This window comes from Ruegeria sp. HKCCD7255 (assembly GCF_013031565.1).
Classification (GTDB): domain Bacteria; phylum Pseudomonadota; class Alphaproteobacteria; order Rhodobacterales; family Rhodobacteraceae; genus Ruegeria.
In genome coordinates this window covers 224,850-241,424 of sequence record NZ_WQAG01000005.1, presented here as the reverse complement: position 1 = coordinate 241,424, position 16,575 = coordinate 224,850, and the positions used below count along the sequence as shown (strand labels likewise).

General features: G+C 57.3%; 13 protein-coding genes and 1 tRNA gene. 5 read left to right on the top strand and 9 right to left on the bottom strand.

Annotated features, from left to right (window positions below; all coding sequences use genetic code 11):
* Positions 1 to 3 precede the first annotated feature (3 nt).
* Entirely contained in the window at positions 4 to 918 is a 915-nt protein-coding gene (locus GOX45_RS11910) for a glycosyltransferase (protein ID WP_171101148.1), read from the bottom strand.
* Positions 915 to 2,153, bottom strand: coding sequence for an oligosaccharide flippase family protein (locus GOX45_RS11905; protein ID WP_171101145.1), 1,239 nt, complete (start codon positions 2,151 to 2,153; stop codon positions 915 to 917). Before GOX45_RS11905 ends, GOX45_RS11910 begins: the two co-directional genes overlap by 4 nt.
* 195 nt (positions 2,154 to 2,348) lie before the next feature.
* Here GOX45_RS11905 and GOX45_RS11900 point away from each other — a divergent pair, with 195 nt between their 5' ends.
* Positions 2,349 to 3,578: a polysaccharide biosynthesis/export family protein gene (locus GOX45_RS11900; RefSeq protein ID WP_171101144.1), complete on the top strand. Its 1,230-nt coding sequence runs from the start codon at positions 2,349 to 2,351 to the stop codon at positions 3,576 to 3,578.
* Position 3,579: 1 nt separating this feature from the next.
* Here GOX45_RS11900 and GOX45_RS11895 read toward each other — a convergent pair whose 3' ends face one another.
* From GOX45_RS11895 to GOX45_RS11880, 4 genes are all read right to left on the bottom strand, one after another.
* A complete protein-coding gene (locus GOX45_RS11895) occupies positions 3,580 to 6,117 on the bottom strand; it encodes an ATP-binding protein (RefSeq protein WP_171101142.1) in 2,538 nt (845 codons plus the stop codon).
* Between the two features lie 45 nt (positions 6,118 to 6,162).
* On the bottom strand, positions 6,163 to 6,669 hold the full coding sequence (locus tag GOX45_RS11890; RefSeq protein WP_171101140.1) for a molybdopterin-dependent oxidoreductase: 507 nt from the start codon (positions 6,667 to 6,669) through the stop codon (positions 6,163 to 6,165).
* 101 nt (positions 6,670 to 6,770) lie between these two features.
* Positions 6,771 to 7,652 carry a UTP--glucose-1-phosphate uridylyltransferase gene (locus GOX45_RS11885; RefSeq protein WP_170636891.1) on the bottom strand — a complete coding sequence of 294 codons (882 nt, stop codon included), beginning with the start codon at positions 7,650 to 7,652 and terminating at the stop codon, positions 6,771 to 6,773.
* Positions 7,653 to 7,672: 20 nt separating this feature from the next.
* Positions 7,673 to 8,818, bottom strand: a complete 1,146-nt coding sequence (locus GOX45_RS11880) for a sugar transferase (RefSeq protein WP_371808972.1) — start codon at positions 8,816 to 8,818, stop codon at positions 7,673 to 7,675.
* A 480-nt stretch (positions 8,819 to 9,298) separates the two neighbouring features.
* Here GOX45_RS11880 and GOX45_RS11875 point away from each other — a divergent pair, with 480 nt between their 5' ends.
* From GOX45_RS11875 to GOX45_RS11860, 4 genes are all read left to right on the top strand, one after another.
* Entirely contained in the window at positions 9,299 to 9,913 is a 615-nt protein-coding gene (locus tag GOX45_RS11875; protein WP_171101138.1) for a response regulator transcription factor, read from the top strand.
* A gap of 114 nt (positions 9,914 to 10,027) precedes the next feature.
* Positions 10,028 to 11,509, top strand: coding sequence for a hypothetical protein (locus GOX45_RS11870; RefSeq protein ID WP_171101136.1), 1,482 nt, complete (start codon positions 10,028 to 10,030; stop codon positions 11,507 to 11,509).
* 5 nt (positions 11,510 to 11,514) lie between these two features.
* Positions 11,515 to 12,783: an O-antigen ligase domain-containing protein gene (locus GOX45_RS11865; RefSeq protein WP_371808974.1), complete on the top strand. Its 1,269-nt coding sequence runs from the start codon at positions 11,515 to 11,517 to the stop codon at positions 12,781 to 12,783.
* A gap of 138 nt (positions 12,784 to 12,921) precedes the next feature.
* Entirely contained in the window at positions 12,922 to 13,269 is a 348-nt protein-coding gene (locus tag GOX45_RS11860; protein ID WP_254446008.1) for an HlyU family transcriptional regulator, read from the top strand.
* 341 nt (positions 13,270 to 13,610) lie between these two features.
* On the opposite strand, the gene GOX45_RS11855 is transcribed toward GOX45_RS11860, so the two are convergent.
* The 3 genes from GOX45_RS11855 to GOX45_RS11845 form a co-directional block, all read right to left on the bottom strand.
* On the bottom strand, positions 13,611 to 14,915 hold the full coding sequence (locus GOX45_RS11855; RefSeq protein ID WP_171101132.1) for an FAD-dependent oxidoreductase: 1,305 nt from the start codon (positions 14,913 to 14,915) through the stop codon (positions 13,611 to 13,613).
* A gap of 497 nt (positions 14,916 to 15,412) precedes the next feature.
* Positions 15,413 to 15,697, bottom strand: a complete 285-nt coding sequence (locus GOX45_RS11850) for a hypothetical protein (protein WP_217350389.1) — start codon at positions 15,695 to 15,697, stop codon at positions 15,413 to 15,415.
* A 790-nt stretch (positions 15,698 to 16,487) separates the two neighbouring features.
* A tRNA-Arg gene (locus GOX45_RS11845) sits at positions 16,488 to 16,564 on the bottom strand.
* Between the last annotated feature and the right edge of the window lie 11 nt (positions 16,565 to 16,575).

Genomic DNA, 16,575 nt, shown 5'->3' with positions numbered 1-16,575 from the left:
TTCTTAGGAAAACAACGCGCTTTTGATCGCTTGGGGTAGGATCGGGGCCAGCGCGGCCCCTGCGGCGGTAGGCAGTCCTCGGCGCAGGGGCAGCAGAAAACTGCGCGCATGCAGGCTCAAGCCTTTGCGTGTGTAAGACAGCGCCTGACCCTGATGCCCCAACCGCAACGCCCGGCGGGCGAGATAGCGCAGATAGACGGCCTCGGACGACCGTGACGGGAACACGCCATATGATGCGGCTGTTTTGACCGCGTAGGCCCGCCCAGCGCGCATGGCAGCCAAATCCGAGGACAAGCCCCGGGCGCTGGTGCGATACCAGACCTGAAATTGATCCACCCCTTTGATGGTGAACCCTTCGCCTGCGAGGCGGATCAACAGCTCCAAGTCTTCGTTATGCACCATTCTCGCGTCCAACCCGCCAACGGCGATAAAGACCTCGCGACGGATTGAAAGGTTGGACATGGTGCAGACCGGGTTCTCAGCCAACAGGTCCTGAATGGTCAGTGGTGCGTTAGGAACCCTCGAGCATGTCTGAGAATCTCCGAGCTGATCGGCGAAGAACCTGATTTGCCCAAAAACAGCATCCGTCGAAGAGGATTGGAAGGCTTCGTTCAGCTGCGCCAGCTTGTCCTTGTGCCACCGATCATCTGCATCGCAAAACGCCAGCATGTCTCCCTTGGCCAGTTCGGCCCCATAGTTGCGGGCGGCACTTGGGCCATCGAAGGGGCTGCTTGCGATCCGGATACGGTGGTCTTGGGCAATGTGATTCAGCACAATGGACAGGCACGCCTTCGAGGGACGATCGCCGACGCAGATCGCCTCCCATTCCGTGAAGCTTTGCGCGCGAATGCTGGTCAGCGTGTCAGCAATTGTGTCCGCATCGGTGTTAAACGGCACGATGATGGTAAAGCGGGTCATTGGAAGCCGAACCTCTCTGTTGTCTTTTGATCCCGAGGCAGCAGAACCCAAGAGGCGATCAACATGAGGGCAGCACTGGTCATCAGGTATCCCATCGCCACCGGCATCAGCCCGAACGGCGCCATGATCGCGGTGTTGAGGATCAATGCGAATGCAAGGGCCGTGCTGACTCGTAGCTCGGTGATCGCGCGGTTCTCGGACCGCAGCCAGCCGGCCACGGCGGACCAGATGACGCTGGGCAATGCAGCAAGGCACAAGACCGAGACCACCGGTGAAATCTGCTGCCACTCAGCACCCAGCAGAAGCGGCACGTAGATCGGTGCAAGCGCGGCTTGCAGCAAAACCAACGGGCTCAGCACCAGGAGGGACGTGCCGAGCCCATGACGCAGGGCCTTGGTTTTATCCGGGGCTGCGCAAAGATGTGGGAAAAGAACGACTGAAAAGGCCTGCGTGAACGATGTCGCCAAGCCGAGCCCAGCGTTGAAAGCCATGAAGTAGATGCCAAGGCTCTCGGCCCCCAGCATCGCGCCAACCACAAGCTTGTCGGCCTGCAAACGCAGAACTTTGACAACCTCAACCCCCAGAACAGCCCAGCCAAAGCCAACAAAGGGGCGAAGGGCGGCAAACCCGCGCTTCGCGTTTGATGCCCAGGGACGTAGACGGCGCATCAGGACCAGCCAAATCGGGGCGGCCAGCAATCGGGGCAGCACCAAAGCCAGCGGCGAGGCCCAGAGCAGCGCCAGTAGCGCGGCCATAGCATTTGCGCCAACCACCTGCCCTCCGGCAACAGCGGCTGTCTTTTGTAGCTTGCCCTCACGCATCGCAAGCGCGGCCTGCACCAGACCGGCGGGCATGAACAGGTACTCTCCGGCCAGAATAGCGAGCAGCAGCGCCAGGGTCTGGTGCCCTATCGCATAGAGGGCAATGGCGATGGTCACCTGCAGCAAAAACAGCGCCCCGCACCAGACCCAGAAGATACGATGCGCGGTGTTGCAGCGCTGTTCCAGCTCGGACTGCGGGGCTTGGATGATCCTCTGCCCCACGCCGTTCTCGGTTAGCGCCTTTAGGATATCCCCTGCCGCGAGGGCAGCGGCAGCCAGCCCTATAGCCTCGGGGCTGAGGGTGCGGGCCACAACCACGACCACCGCAAGACGTGAGGCTTTTGCCGCCACTTCGGACACCGCATAGGCTAGCAGGTGCCGCAGGAAACTGGAATGTACCAATCGCTGAGTCATATCGCCAAGTGTCCAAAAACATTGTTGGGATCAGTTCTAATTGGCAGCGACATCCCTGTCCCAGACGCGGGCGGACAGCCAGACGAACCATCGGGCGAGCGACCTATCCGATTGGGATAAACGGCAATCCCGATGCCGGTCTGACACACATCGAGACACTGCTGTAGCTGTTGATGCAGTTCAGGAGAGTTCAAAATGAAACGACATTTCAAAGTTTTGGTTTTAGGAGCCGTCAGCGCGATTGCTCTATCGGGTTGCAGCAGCATGAAGACCCCGCGCAACATCGAACCCGTCGCAAAAGGCGAAAGCTATCAGGCCCAGTACCGTGCCCCATCACGGCGCCGGGCAAATGCGCCCTTGCTGCAAGCGGAACACTTGAACGGGCGCGCCTGTATGCCTCCGACCGGGGATCAGGGCACTGACGCCTTTGCCAAATGGTCTAAACCCGCGCTTAGCCCTTTGCTGGGCGAGAAACTTTCGCGCAATGATATGGTGCAGATCACCATCGACGGGGATGAGCTTCTCAGCGACACCTATGTTGTGTCCCGCGATGGCGACCTGAAGCTGCCGTACCTGCCGCAGGTGCGCGCGCAGGGCAGAACGACCGAGCAGGTCGAGCGGGACGTGGCCCGGGTTCTGGTAGCCGCACAGTTCTACGACAGTACCCCGCGCGTCACGGCGCGCATCAGCGATTTCGCCTCGGTCACTGTCGGCGTGAAAGGCGCGGTGTTTGAACCCCATTCGGTCGAGATCGGAGGCATCCCCGGCGACGCACTGGATCGAGGGCGTCAGGGCGTGCTGGGTGCCTCGACCGAGGCGCGCAACCTCTCGGTCGCCATTCGCGCTTCCGGAGGTGTGCGCCCGGATGCGGATCTGTCAGCAGTTGAGCTGCACCGGCAGGGCACGATCTACCGGATGGACCTGCGCGGGGTGTTCGAAGGCTCGGATCCGACCGACATCATGCTGCTGACCGGGGATCAGATCGTGATCAACAGCCGAGGGTGTTTCCAGGATGATTTGATGCGTCCCAGCCCGATCAGCCCGCCCGGCGTAACGCTTTATATGTCCAACCTCACGCAACCTGCCACCGGCAACGCAGAGTCGGCCATTGGAAGAGACGTGCGTGAGGTACCCTATGGCACGCGCTACCTGCAGGCCGTAGTCGATACCAATTGCGTCGGTGGGGCCAAGACCACCAATGCCAATCGCAGCGCGGTCCTGTTCACCCGCAACCCGATGACCGGGAACTCGATTGTTATTGAACGCAATATCGAAAAGCTGCTGCGACGTGGGGATCGCGATGACTATGACCCCTATGTTCTGCCAGGAGATGCGATTGCGTGCTACGACAGTAAGGTTACCGGCCTGACCGAGGTCGCCCGCGCGGTTGGCATCGTCGGCGCAGCGGCACTGCTGGCGCCCTAAGTCAATCCCAAGCGGGCGATGATTTCGCCCGCTCCCAAGCAGTGGAGACTGCAGCGAGTTTGTTCGTGATGTCTTTGTGTTCTTTGGCTGCAGTCTCTACCGCAACTAACGCCTCTCGAAACTCTTCCACGCCGAAGGTTGCTGCACTCCCAGCCAGTTTGTGACAGGCCTGAGCTATTTGATTTAAATCTGTCTGGTCAAATGCCCCGGTTTCTAGCTGTTCAACCAATTCATCCCCTTCGGCAATGAACTTGGCATGCAGGCGGGCAAAGACTTCAGGGCCGAGGCTGCCTTTCAACTCCGCTAACGGATCTGGCTGCGCATGCTCCGAAATCTGCCCGTCGGTGCGCGTGACCACCGAAAGCGCCCTGCGCAGGGCATTCAGCGAAATCGGTTTTCCAATGAAAGCCGTCATACCAGCGGCGCGAAAGGTCTCAACCGCATCTGGCAGGACATTGGCCGACACAGCGATAATCGGCACATCGGTCGACTGCCCCTGACCACCACGAATATGGCGTGCAGCGGTTGGTCCATCCATCACCGGCATGCTGATATCCATCAGGATCGCGTCGAACCGCTGACTGCTGGCCTTGTCGACGCCGACCTGCCCATTTTCCGCTGTCGTTACACAATGACCGTCCAGCGCCAGCATGTTGCAGATGACCTCGAGGTTGATCTCGTTGTCTTCGACCACCAACAAGTTCAGAGGGCGAACGGTCTCGGTATTGATCTGAGCAGCTTCTAGCAGTTGGTCGCGCGCCGACGGCTGCAACGGTATCCGCAGCCAGAAAACACTGCCTTCGCCCAATGTGCTTTCCGCCCCGACCTCACCGCCCATGGTCAGCGCGAACCTACGGGCAATTCCCAGGCCAAGCCCGGTTCCTCCGACCGTGCGACCGATAGAGGGATCGCTGGTGTAGAAGTCATCAAAAATGGCGTCGATCTCATCATCGGCGATGCCAGCCCCGGTATCGATCACACGCACTTCGTATACATGTGCCTTACCCTGATCTTCAGGTTCACATCTTTCGACCTCAATAGAAACACGGCCATTTTCGGTAAACTTGATCGCATTACCCACGAGGTTCAGCAGAATTTGCCGCAACCTTTGCGCATCAGTCGCGACATGCGGATAGGCTCCACCCACCCATTGCCAAGAGATTGAGTTGCCGCGCGAGGCCGCATTGCCGCTTTGACCATCCACTAGGTTCTGCAGCATCGCGTTCAGGTCGGTTGGCTCGTGCGCGACTGACAGCTTGCCGGCCTCGAACCGAGCAATATCCAGCACCGCATCCACATGGCTTTGCAGAACCTGGCCCGAGATCTCCATGTTGCGGACAAACTGAGACTGCTGTTTGGTCGTGCGCGTATTCTTGAGAAGGGTGAGGTTGCCCAGCAGCCCGTTCAACGGGGTTCTGATCTCATGGCTCATAACAGTCAGAAAATCCGACTTGGCCTTTTCCCCGGCAAGGGCACGGTCGCGGGCTGAGACAAGCTCTTTTTGATCCGCAACGCTTTGTGAGATATCGCGGACGAAACCGATGACGATTTCCTCATCCCCGGCCTGGGCGGATTGCAACGCGAGTTCAACGGGAAAGACATCCCCATTCTTGCGCATAGCCTCAAGTTGGACGCGACCCTTGCCAACGACGTGACGGTCGCCTCCGCTCTGCATCCGCTCCATGCCTTGGTTGTGGGCCTCGCGTAGATGCGAAGGCACAATCAATTCACCGATCGAATGCCCTTTGGCCTCTGCCTCGGAATACCCGAAAATCGATTGTGCAGCCGCGTTGAACTCCAGCACTGTGCCGGCGGCGTTCACAACGATCACGGCATCCAATGAGGTCGACAGGATTGTATTCATGCGTTGGTTTGCCTGCTGAATCGCCTGCCCCCGCCGATCAGCTTTGCGGTTGACCACCAAGAGGTAGGCGCTGACCGCAGTCAGCGTCAAAAACAACCCACCGGACAAAACGGCCAGTTGAAACAGGCTGAGCGCGGTTTCCTCACGGCGATGATCCGACTGGCTTGCAAAGTACGAGATCGCCGAGACCGAAAGCTCTCGCACCTTTGGAGCGATCCCCTGCGCGCCGTCATAGAGATCCGGCAGCCCCGCAATGAGCCCAGGATCCCTAGCGTCGATTGTAGGCACCGAGGCCTCCAGATAGGCGGAGACGTCACTCAGAGGTTCAGTGAATTTCGGGTCACTTCGCAGCGTTTCAAACAGACGCGAGGTGTCCAGAATATCGATACGGCTGTAAAAAAGATCGAAACGGCGGCGGATAAGGTCCAGGTTTTCGGTGCTTGCCTCTGCATCCGATACACCAGCCTCTAGCGCGTTGAGGTAGAACAGGAACTCGACCTCGACCTGCGTCAGCGTCCATTGCACGTTGTCTGTCCGGGCTGACTGCCGGTCGCGCAGATCGGATATCACCTTGACGGACAGCAACACGACCAAAGCTAGGGCACCCAGAACGGCGATGCCGATGAGCCCGAAAGCCCACCGGCGACGCGAGTGGTTTTGGAAATTTCTTGTCAATGTTTGGCCCGCATCGCCCACTTCATACTGTATAGTAACCCCACGCTATTTAACGATTTCCAACCTGTCGAGTTGCCAAATGCTGCGAGAGTAAATCACCTCGGTCTGGTACTTGGTGTCACTGTCGTATGGATATACGATCCATAGCGGACCTTTCTGCCGCCGTGACATCGCCGCACCGTCCATCTCATAGGCGACAATTGGGTCCTGTTCCGAGATCGAATCCACAGGGATCTCAACCGCGTAGTCGTTGATCGCCGTTGCCCGGATCGTCTCACCTTCTGCTCCGATCCGTTCCAGCAATACAGACAGGGGAACGCCGACAAAGCTGGTCTCGCCTTCAGTCCAGATCGTCGAGGTTTCAAAGCTGCGTTGCGGCAGCGCCTGCAACATTTCCATATCGAACCGCGCCGCCCCGTCGGGCCTGGTCTGCGCGATGTTGCCTGAAATGGTCAGAATTACCTCTCCTGACGGAGCCGCCAAGTCTTCGGCGTGCGCAGACGTCAGGCAAAAGGTGAACGCCGCTGTGAGGATCGCAAAAAACAGACGCATCTTAGTCTCCATTTCTTTGACCGTAAGAAACCAGAAAGAGGTCCACAGCGACAGATGGGCATGGGGATACGCACCTATCCGAACGGATAGGTGCCTCGGTCTCATGCAGCAGCAGACAGGAGGTTCATGCGCTGACGCAACATGGATTTGAACCCGTCCCGCAGCTCGGCACGTTCCAACGCAAAAACGGTGGTTGCCTCAAGGTATCCGGCGACCGATCCACAATCGAAACGCTCTCCCTGAAAGGCGAAGCCGTGGCATCCGGTCCTTTTGATATCGGCCGCGATCGCATCGGTCAGTTGGATTTCGTTGCCTGCGCCAGGTGCCAAACCTTCCAGCTGATCGAAGATCGACGGGTGAAGAAGATACCGCCCGACAATGCCAAACTCGGACGGTGCCTCATCGGCGGATGGCTTTTCAACCAACCCTTTGAGATGTTGCACCTGCCCTTTGCTATGCTCGATATCGACCACGCCGTAGGCACTGATCCGGTCGAATGGAACCTCTTCGGTCGCGATCATGTGGCTGCCTTCAAAGTTCTGGACCATTTGCACCAGGACCAGGCGCTGCGCGTGGATCACATCATCCGGCAGGATCACCGCGAAGGGTTCATCACCGACATAGTCTCGCGCCAGAGAGACTGCGTGGCCCAGACCACGCGGGCTCTCTTGTTGGATAAAGCTGTATGTCTCATCCTCAAGGTTCGTGCTGCGCAGACGGTTCAGCAGGGTGGTTTTGCCGCCATCCTTCAGTTTGCGCTCAAGCCCCGAGTTCCGCCCGAAATACGTCTCCAGCGCGGATTGGCCGGTTGAGGTGATGAAGATGAATTCATCAATCCCGGCGGCACGGGCCTCGTCCACTGCATATTGGATCAAAGGGCGGTCGATCAGCGGCAACATCTCCTTGGTCACCGATTTGGTGGCGGGCAGAAACCTTGTGCCCAGACCTGCGACCGGGAAAACAGCTTTGCGAATACGTGTCATATTAATGCTCCTAGGGTTGATTAGTAAGCGCCGCGCCCCGACACGACGGCACGTGCAGTCAATGCGATGAGGAAGAGGTTCAGAAGGGGCGAGCGGGAGCGAACATAGGCTGTATCCAGTTCGATCATGCGGTCGAAGCCGATGCCCGCGCGGCCCGAAACCTGCCACAGGCCAGTGATACCGGGACGAACCTGCAGGCGCTCCAGCGCTTGGTCAGGATATGCGGCAACCTCTTCGGGCAAAGCCGGGCGCGGTCCGACCAGCGACATATCCCCTTTCAGCACGTTGAAGATTTGCGGCAGTTCATCCAGAGAGAACCGACGCAGAACCTTCCCAACGCTAGTGATGCGTGGATCATTTTTGACTTTGAAGCACACGCCCTCACGATCCGAATGGTTGAGCAGATCCGCACGCCGCGCTTCTGCGTCTTGCGTCATCGAGCGGAACTTGTACATCGCGAAGGGCACCCCGTTTCGGCCGATACGTGTCTGCCGAAAAAAGGCGGGGCCGCGACTGTCCAATCGCACCAATGCGGCGATTGCGGCCATGGGCAGGGCCAGAAGAGACAGCGCGACCACCGCCAAAGTGAGGTCCAGCAGGCGACATGCTGAGACCTTAGGGACAGAATTCTGCGCGGCACGCCCGAGGAATTCGAAATTGCCCATTAGATATCTGCGGGCCATGCGGCGGGGCTCCATCGCCAACCGCCATGCCCACTCCATTCGGGCGTGCCGAACGATGCGCGGTGCCCGACGTACATTGCCGGCCAGGAAGTCGAACAAAGCCCCCACGCCCAGCACGATGCGAGGGTCAAGCCGGTGGCGGTTCCGCGTTATCCACAGCTCCTGCAGTGGGACGCCCATTGCGACCATCAGAATGTCTGCGCCAGATTGGTTGATATCGTCGATCGCCTCATCAACCCGCGCGGCCTCTTCAAATCCATCGCGCGTGCCAGCCACGGCCAAATCGGGGATCATGTGCTGCAACCGCGCCGCCGCTGCCTGAGCTGTTCCGGGAAGGCCCCCCAACAGGTAGACCGACTGCCCAAGACGCGCGGCCCGTTTCAGCAGCTTGGGCACAAAATCAGTGCCGTTCAGATTCTCAGCCAGCTGGACACCTTGCAACTTTGCCGCGACCTCCACCCCAATTCCGTCAGGTAGGACCATATCTGCCCGGGCCAAAGCTGCTCGATATGTATGGTTGCGGGCCCTTATATTTGCGCAATGTGCATTCAGGAAAAACACAGTCCGGCGGGTCCCATCCAGCAGTTTTGAGATCACCTGTCCGGATCGGGCGTTCACAACTGGCAGACCCAAAATCTCAGGCTTTTCCAAAGTTGGTATGGGTGTTGGCTGCGCGCCTTTATGCATATCTTGGACTGACAGGAACTGCATGGAACTCTCCGATCAACGATGACAATCTGTGGCTTCAGACTGCCAATGAGACCCTGCAACCGATAGGCGAGCATCCGGAGAGGGATCGGAGAATAGGTCTATTCAAACGACCCCGCAGCACATAGCGTGGTGAAAACGGCCCGCTGACCTATCCGATTGGATATTCACCTGTCCGTCAGGAAGGCTTCATGCCATGGGTTCAATGTTTTACTAACGCATTTGGGTGTGTTTGGGGGCAGACGGAGATTTGAGATGAAAGTTCTTATTGCTGACGACCACGACCTTATTTTGGATACGCTCGTTGCCTTCATAGATGCAGCAGGCGGGATCGAGGTGGAGACCGCGCCGGATTTCCCAGCCGCGAAAACTTTGCTTGAGAACGACGGAGCCTTTGATCTGGTTCTTCTGGACCTGAACATGCCCGGCATGAACGGGTTGGCCGGACTTGAAACCTGCATCGCTTTGGACGGTGCCCAGCATGTGGCGCTGTTTACCGGCGACACCTCGCGTGATCTGGCGCAACGCGCGCTAGAGCTTGGTGCAGCCGGTTTCGTCCCAAAAACTTTACCGGCTAAATCTCTGGTCAACGCGATCCGCTTTATGGCGATGGGGGAACAATACCTTCCTGCGGGTTTCATGAACGCAGAGCAGCCGGAAGACTCCCACCCCATGGCTCAAAAACTGACAGAGCGTGAGCGGCAAGTTCTGAAAGGGCTGACTGAGGGCAAATCCAACAAGGAAATCGCTCGTGATCTGGATCTGTCAGAGCCGACGATCAAGCTGCATATGAAGACTTTGTACCGAAAAGTTGGTGTCAGCAATCGAACGCAGGCCGCCCTAGCCGCGCGCGAGGCTGGGTTGTACTAGGCCTAACTATCCGAAGGGATAGGGGACGCTCCCAATCCCCTCGGCCCCTAGCCTGCTGAGCGAATGATCAGCGATCAGATGCGGTGTATCACCCTTGTAAGAAAGGGTTTTTCCATGCCGCAACAGATTTCGAACTCCTCTGAGTCCACGCGCGACATGCAATTTCTGCATTGGGTGCGCATTTCCCGATCCAATTTCAGAACGCTCGGGTGGCGCCGCATCGTAAAGGGCGGGCGCCTTAGCGATGTAGGCCGCCTGCCTCGTTACGTGGCATTATACCTTCTTGGGGCGAGTTGCATCTGGGCCCCGATCAGCGGCTATTTGGCGACCGCGCCTGTAAAATACACCTCTCACGCATCATTAATCCTGCCAGGATCTGGCGCTTCGGCATCGGTCAATCTGGCCAATATCGGTCAGGCATCCTCGTACGCGAATTCCGCCTTTGCCAACGGGTCAATCAGCCCGACCGAGACGTATAAACGTTTGTTGTCGGCCGACCGTATACTCGACGCGGCAGCCAAGGCGGTAGAGGCTGACCGGGACGCGTTTGGAAAGCCGCGGGTGCAACTGGTCGATCAAACCAGCCTGATCCATATCGAGCTTCAGGCGGCCTCTCCGGCAGACGCTCAGCAATATGGAGACGCCTTGGTGGCCGCTTTTTTCGCTGAGATTGACGCCCTGCGCGCCGATGAAATTGCCACCCGTGAGGCCAGCAATACCGGCGCGATCGAAGACTACACGAGCGCAATTCAGGCCACGCGGGCCGAGATCAAACAGCTGCAATCGCAAAGCGGTCTGATATCAGTCGCGCAATACCAAGAGCAGGTCGCCGCTAATGACCGTGCAAAGCAGGAGCTGCGAACGCAGGAGAGCGAGCTGGCACGCCAATCGGAACGTGTCGCCGCGCTTCAAGTCGCGTTGAATCTGCCCTCCGACGCAGCGGCGGCAACGCTGAAACTCTATGCTGATGCGCAGTACCTATCGTTGCTTGCGGATGTGTCGATGGGGGCTGCAAAGCTGGCGCAAGCCGACGCGACCTACGGATCGCGCCACCCAATCTATGTGAATGCCCAAAACGAATATGAAGGGGCGCGTTCGGTGGCTTTAAAACGCGCGGCGCAGGTGACTGGTCTTGAGGTCGAGCAGCTCGGTGGACTGGATCGCGCGCCGGAAGGGCAACGGGCGCAGTTGCTCAGCGAGTTGGTGCGCGAAGATGCCTTGCGCGCCGGATTGGAAGAGCATGTCGCGACACAGCGCGCGCAAGTTCGTTTGGAAACCCTGCGCCTGTCAGACCTCGCCCCTATCGCCGCTGAATTGGAGGACCGGCAGAGAGATTTCGCCGTGGCAGAAGCCGTGTTCGCCTCTGCCATCGCGCGGTCCGAGTCGAAAAAGACCGATGTCTATGCCTCCTATCCCTTGATCCAAGTGCTGGAGAACCCGTCTCTGCCGACTCGCCCGTCTTCGCCGAACAAGAAGATCTCGATTGCCGCCGGGATCGTTGCAAGCCTTATGCTGCTGATGGGTTTGGTTCTGGCATGGATCCGGAACCCGCTGATCTCAAAGCTGCTGAAAGACCAGAAAGAGGCCGCAGTTTGACGCGTGTGGCCCCTCAAACGCCAGCCGAAAAGATCGTCTGGTGTACGCTGATCTGGACATGGCCGTTCTACGGGCTTGGCGCGCTGTATGTTGTCGGTCCGGTGCTAGGTTGGATGTTGGCTACGATAGCCGGGGTGTCACTTTATCTCGGCCCGGTGATCCGTTTGGATATGCGTGCAACGGGCCCTGTACCTGCTCTGGTCTGGATCTGGAGCGTTGGCATGCTGGTGATGCTGGTCTCACTTTGGGCAGGCCATGCGGATTGGAACCTCGGCACCACCAAAACGATCAAATCGACTATCGGATGGGCAAAGGGTTGGGCGCTGATCCCGTTGTTTATCCTAGCAGGGGCGGTTTTGCCAATACGGCGCGAGGTTTTGGTCAGAGGGCAATGTGTAGTGGGCCTTTGGACCTTGTGCCTTCTGCCGTTGCTCATTGCCGCCCCCTATGCCGGTCTGCCGCATCTGCTGTTTACATCTCCCCTTAAAGCAGTGGGCGGCCCGGGACCTGAATATTTCTCGGTCTACCTGTATACAATCGACCCCGCCAGCGGCACGCCGCGGTGGCAGTTCTTTGCGCCCTGGTCGCCATTCGCAGCCTTGTTGGGTGTCTGCATGGTCCTATTTGCCCTGGAAGAAAAGCACGGCAGCTGGAAGGTCATCGGCTTGGCTGCCGGAGTTCTGATGATCCTTATGTCCAAGTCCCGAATGGGTATGGTCGGATTGGTGATCTGCTCGCTGTCACCCCGCCTCTTGCCAATTGTCGCCCGCAGCTTGGGGTGGATTCTATTGTCTGCAGTCACCACCACCGTAGCCGTTTGGGGCGCAGTATTTGTCGAATTCGGCAACCGAGCCCTTTACAGGTTCAAATCCGCGCGCGCCGATAGTACCCGCGTACGCGAAACTCTGCAGCGTATAGCGTATGAGCGCTGGCAATCGGATGCGATGGTTTTCGGGCACGGCACAGTCAGACCCGGTGCGCATCTTGTTGAGTACATGCCGATCGGCAGCCATCACACCTGGTACGGATTGCTATTCGTGAAAGGGCTGACCGGATTTGCCGCGTTTCTCGTTCCTTTCCTCGGTCACTTAGCAATCGTCACCCTGGACGCCATAAGGTCGGAACGCGGGAGGCTGCCGCTCGGGCTGTTGCTCACAGTTCTCCTGCTGACCTTTGGAGAGAACGTTGAAATCCAAACCTATCTACTCTGGCCGACCTTACTGATGCTCGGATTGCATTTGCGAGAGGTCAAATCAGTGTGTCTGGGAAGCTGATACGCCGCTAGGATTGTTGCGACACCAGCGTAGTGTCAGACGTCACTCTTTTGGGTTGGTTCTTCACTGCTGATAGGGACATTTTGACCCTGTAAAGTGAGTACTTTCACATCGGGCAACCAACGAATTGACCGTGAAATGCTCTTCAGCCCGGCATTTAGTGGCACTAGTCGCCGACTAGAGCCGGCTGAAAGGAGCCGCTCGTTGTCTCTCTACTCAAAACTCTTCGGCGGCGTTGAGAAGTCCAAGCCGGACCCGCTCTCTTACAAAGGGTTCGAGATCTTCCCCGACCTGATGGCGGAAGGCAGCAAATACCGTCTGTTGGTCCGTTTGGAGAAGACCATCGACGGAGATCGAAAGACCCATACTTTGATCAGGGCGGACGTGTTTGACAGCCGGAATCAAGTCGAGAGCTTTAGCATTGCAAAGCCGAAGCAAATGATTGGTGAGCAGGACGAAAACGTTTTCGACTTGGCAAGCCGGTAGCTTGAAGCTCGATCTATGATCGGGAGCACTATATGAGCGGCACCGTGCGCGCGCCGCTAGGCATGCTTCTACGTCCAAGATTGAACGGACGGCTTAGGTTATCATTGGTCAACCATTTGTTGGGCAAAGGAGACTGTTTATCCGTCCTGTTGGTTTGTTAACGGATTCCGCAAAGCGCGGAAAGCGAACGTTCGCGTAAAACACTGTAAGACAGGTTTGTGCCGCATCGCAGTCATTAATGTATTGCAGAGAGAATGGCTCCTTTGCGAACTGAGCTGCCCTTCACATCCGACGATCGAACGTCCGCATTTGCGTAGTTACCATTATCGGCTGCCAACCCGTCACGACACGTCGTGTTCAAGCACTCTTAACCGGTTGATGCCATTTGCAGACAAGCGCCGAACCAGATTCTTCGTTGGGACGGCCTGAACTGCGATGCCTGATCCCAGGGCCATCGCCGCTGCTGTCCCGGTGGCTTGCCCCATCGCCATGCATTGCGGCATGCCACGCACGGAGGCGAATGCAACCGCGTCTGCTGACAGGATCCGCCCCGCAAACATGAGGTTCGTGATCTCTTCAGGTACCAGCGACCGGAATGGAATTGTATAGTACTGCCCGGATTGGATGGCGGCGTGATGGGTCATGTCGCCCTCAGCACGCATCACATCATCGATAGGGTTGTCACAGGCTACAATCCCATCCTCGAACTTGGTCGCAGATGCCAAATCCTTTCCTGTCAAGCGATACATGCCTTGTAATTTGCGCGTCTCGCGCACGCCAACCGTTGGTGAAAGCATGGCCATATGGGCCCGCTCAAAGCCTGGGACGTCACTACGCAGGAACGCAGCCAATTGGCGGCACCTGCGGCGCCCCTCTTGGGTGGCAGCACTCACGGCCAGAGGATCCGTGCCGTCTACCCCACGGACGTGGACAGAATTACAAAAGACCGTCCCCTCATGAAAGCCGCGCATGAGGTACAGCTTCATAAGATCGCTGTGCAACCTGCCATCTGCAACACCAATCGCTGCGTATTTCTGGAAATACGGGTCCGGATCGGCGAAAGCGCGGTCCCAGTCCACACAAATCATGAAGAAAGAAATCGTCACCGCCATCATGTTGCCGGACGCATCGCCAAGAACGTAGGGCACTCCAGCCTTGGCTGAGATGTCGCCGTCACCCGAGCAATCGATCACGATCTTCGGCTGAATTGTAAAAGGCCCGTGTCGGTCACAGCACGAGACTGATGCAATTTTAGTGCCTTGCATCTTGGGTTCGAGCGCGATGGCACCTAGCCTGATACGCACGCCCGCTTCTTCGAGCATCTCAAACATCGTGAGCGTCGCCACATCATGGTCATATATGATTTCAGGTCCGAAATTGTCGAGCGTGCAAGCCCGCTTCTCGGCGGCTGGCGGGATCATCGATGCAAGACGCTCTGTGAGTTCCTCAATGATGCCGCCGATAATTTGATCCATCGGATAGGCACCGCCCCAGGGCATACCAGGGCAGAACGCCATTACGCCGCCGATCTTGCTGGTCGCTTCCAGCAAAGTGACCTGAAGCCCTTCGCGACCCGCAGCGATCGCAGCACCGAATCCGGCTGTACCGCCGCCAATAACGAGGATGTCAGTGTGTTCTGTCTTCATCGCTGTCTGGCATCCCTGGTGTTGAAGAAACCGTCCGTTCCGAAACGACGCTGATCCTGCAAAATCAATTCGTCAAGACAAGAAAGCCGCCGTTGGTGCAACGCGCAGCATCGGTCACTTTGGGCTCAAAGCAGTCTTTTGCCGCGTAGTGCATCAATGACCGCTATGCGGACAAAGCCGCCATTTATTGTCCAACGCAATCTGCACTCGAATTACCTCGGTCGGTGAATACTCCGCACTAAATTTGTTCACTTTCCAACCGGCGTCGGTTCTATTGACACCATACTTATTGGTCACCCAGAGATATGGTAGTGTACTTGCGCAGACAACACGTTGGATCGCGAATTGACCGAGTTTAGGTTTTCCCCGTCGAAGTATCCCCACCTACAATGCACTGCCACCAGCAAACGTAGTGGCAAGCGCTGTAAACGATGTCGTCGCCCTGGGTGGGCCGTATGCCGGATGCATGGGGCTGGAGGCCGATGCACAGAGGCACGTCAAAAACCAGAACCTAGTGTTGGATCGAATAACCAGAAAAATCGGATGGTGAAGATGGGACGCCGCCTCGCGCGCACCGCCGTTAGCGTGTCCAACCCCGGGTAGACCGCGACGTCCTTGTCGATGTCACCAATAGTGATGTGGCCTTTGTCCTCACCTTCGTATTTGACCAATCGTGCAGCCATTTCCGGATGTTGTGCATCTGGTGCGTCGCACTCGAAAACACGCTCTTCCGCGAAGGCGGCAATCGGTAGAAAAATGAGGAAAAGTGGCGAGAATTTCATTTGGAGTTCGGTCCATTTCTTATGTGGCATTTCAGCCGCGCATATTGACCGTTTCGGGCGGGAATTTGTCTAAATTCAGGCGGTTATACATTGAATTTTTCTGTTACGCGGCAGAACGCTTCTCCACTCAGATACCGAGCGGATCGTAGAAATAGAAACAGGCACACTGATGCGCAGAGCGCTTTAGACAAAGCGCCGTCTTTGGCTGTCTCAACTCGATGAATGCGATACCTAAAACACGGAAATCAAAACGCTCGCAGCTCCTGCGAAACCGGCAAATGCCGCCACGCTTGCTAAGGTAATACAAATTATTTCCACTGCCGTGAGTTTCATTTCGAACCTCGCCTATGCCTCGCGACCGAAATAGATCAACATGCACGTATCGCAAAGTGAGCTAAAACTAACGTAGCGGAAAGCTGCTGCGCATACGGCGTGTATTCGCTCAAACCGCTGACTGAACGATTCCTCCCCGGTTGTTGAGATACGAATTGAACCTTGACCTGTGGCACATGCGCATCATCACTCGTTCCGCCAATGAGAAAAGGGCGTACTCGCATCGAGTACGCCCCAGTGGCAGGGAGGACAGTGAAAAAAACTCGCGCTCGCAACACAACATGAGCGCTAACTCTTTAACTGCATCCAATTTGAACGAGTTTGCGCATGCGTTCAGTGAAGCGGATTACATAGCGCTGACTTTTTTGACGAACGGAAAAATTCGCCAATTTGTGGCTTACCGCGATACCACCCGAGCAAGAACCCGCGACACAATACTGTAACCCGCTGTTTTTGATGGCGATCCCTGAAGGACTCGAACCCTCAACCTGCTGATTAGAAGTCAGCTGCTCTATCCAGTTGAGCTAAGGGACCGCTGCGCCCTT

What these genes read in the sequence shown, in the direction of transcription:
- GOX45_RS11850 (WP_217350389.1), bottom strand. Translation starts at nt 15,697, where the DNA reads ATGAAATTCTCGCCACTTTTCCTCATTTTTCTACCGATTGCCGCCTTC.
- GOX45_RS11885 (WP_170636891.1), bottom strand. Translation starts at nt 7,652, where the DNA reads ATGACACGTATTCGCAAAGCTGTTTTCCCGGTCGCAGGTCTGGGCACA.
- GOX45_RS11905 (WP_171101145.1), bottom strand. Translation starts at nt 2,153, where the DNA reads ATGACTCAGCGATTGGTACATTCCAGTTTCCTGCGGCACCTGCTAGCC.
- GOX45_RS11900 (WP_171101144.1), top strand. Translation starts at nt 2,349, where the DNA reads ATGAAACGACATTTCAAAGTTTTGGTTTTAGGAGCCGTCAGCGCGATT.
- GOX45_RS11855 (WP_171101132.1), bottom strand. Translation starts at nt 14,915, where the DNA reads ATGAAGACAGAACACACTGACATCCTCGTTATTGGCGGCGGTACAGCC.
- GOX45_RS11890 (WP_171101140.1), bottom strand. Translation starts at nt 6,669, where the DNA reads ATGCGTCTGTTTTTTGCGATCCTCACAGCGGCGTTCACCTTTTGCCTG.
- GOX45_RS11870 (WP_171101136.1), top strand. Translation starts at nt 10,028, where the DNA reads ATGCCGCAACAGATTTCGAACTCCTCTGAGTCCACGCGCGACATGCAA.
- GOX45_RS11875 (WP_171101138.1), top strand. Translation starts at nt 9,299, where the DNA reads ATGAAAGTTCTTATTGCTGACGACCACGACCTTATTTTGGATACGCTC.
- GOX45_RS11880 (WP_371808972.1), bottom strand. Translation starts at nt 8,818, where the DNA reads ATGGTCCTACCTGACGGAATTGGGGTGGAGGTCGCGGCAAAGTTGCAA.
- GOX45_RS11910 (WP_171101148.1), bottom strand. Translation starts at nt 918, where the DNA reads ATGACCCGCTTTACCATCATCGTGCCGTTTAACACCGATGCGGACACA.
- GOX45_RS11860 (WP_254446008.1), top strand. Translation starts at nt 12,922, where the DNA reads ATGCTCTTCAGCCCGGCATTTAGTGGCACTAGTCGCCGACTAGAGCCG.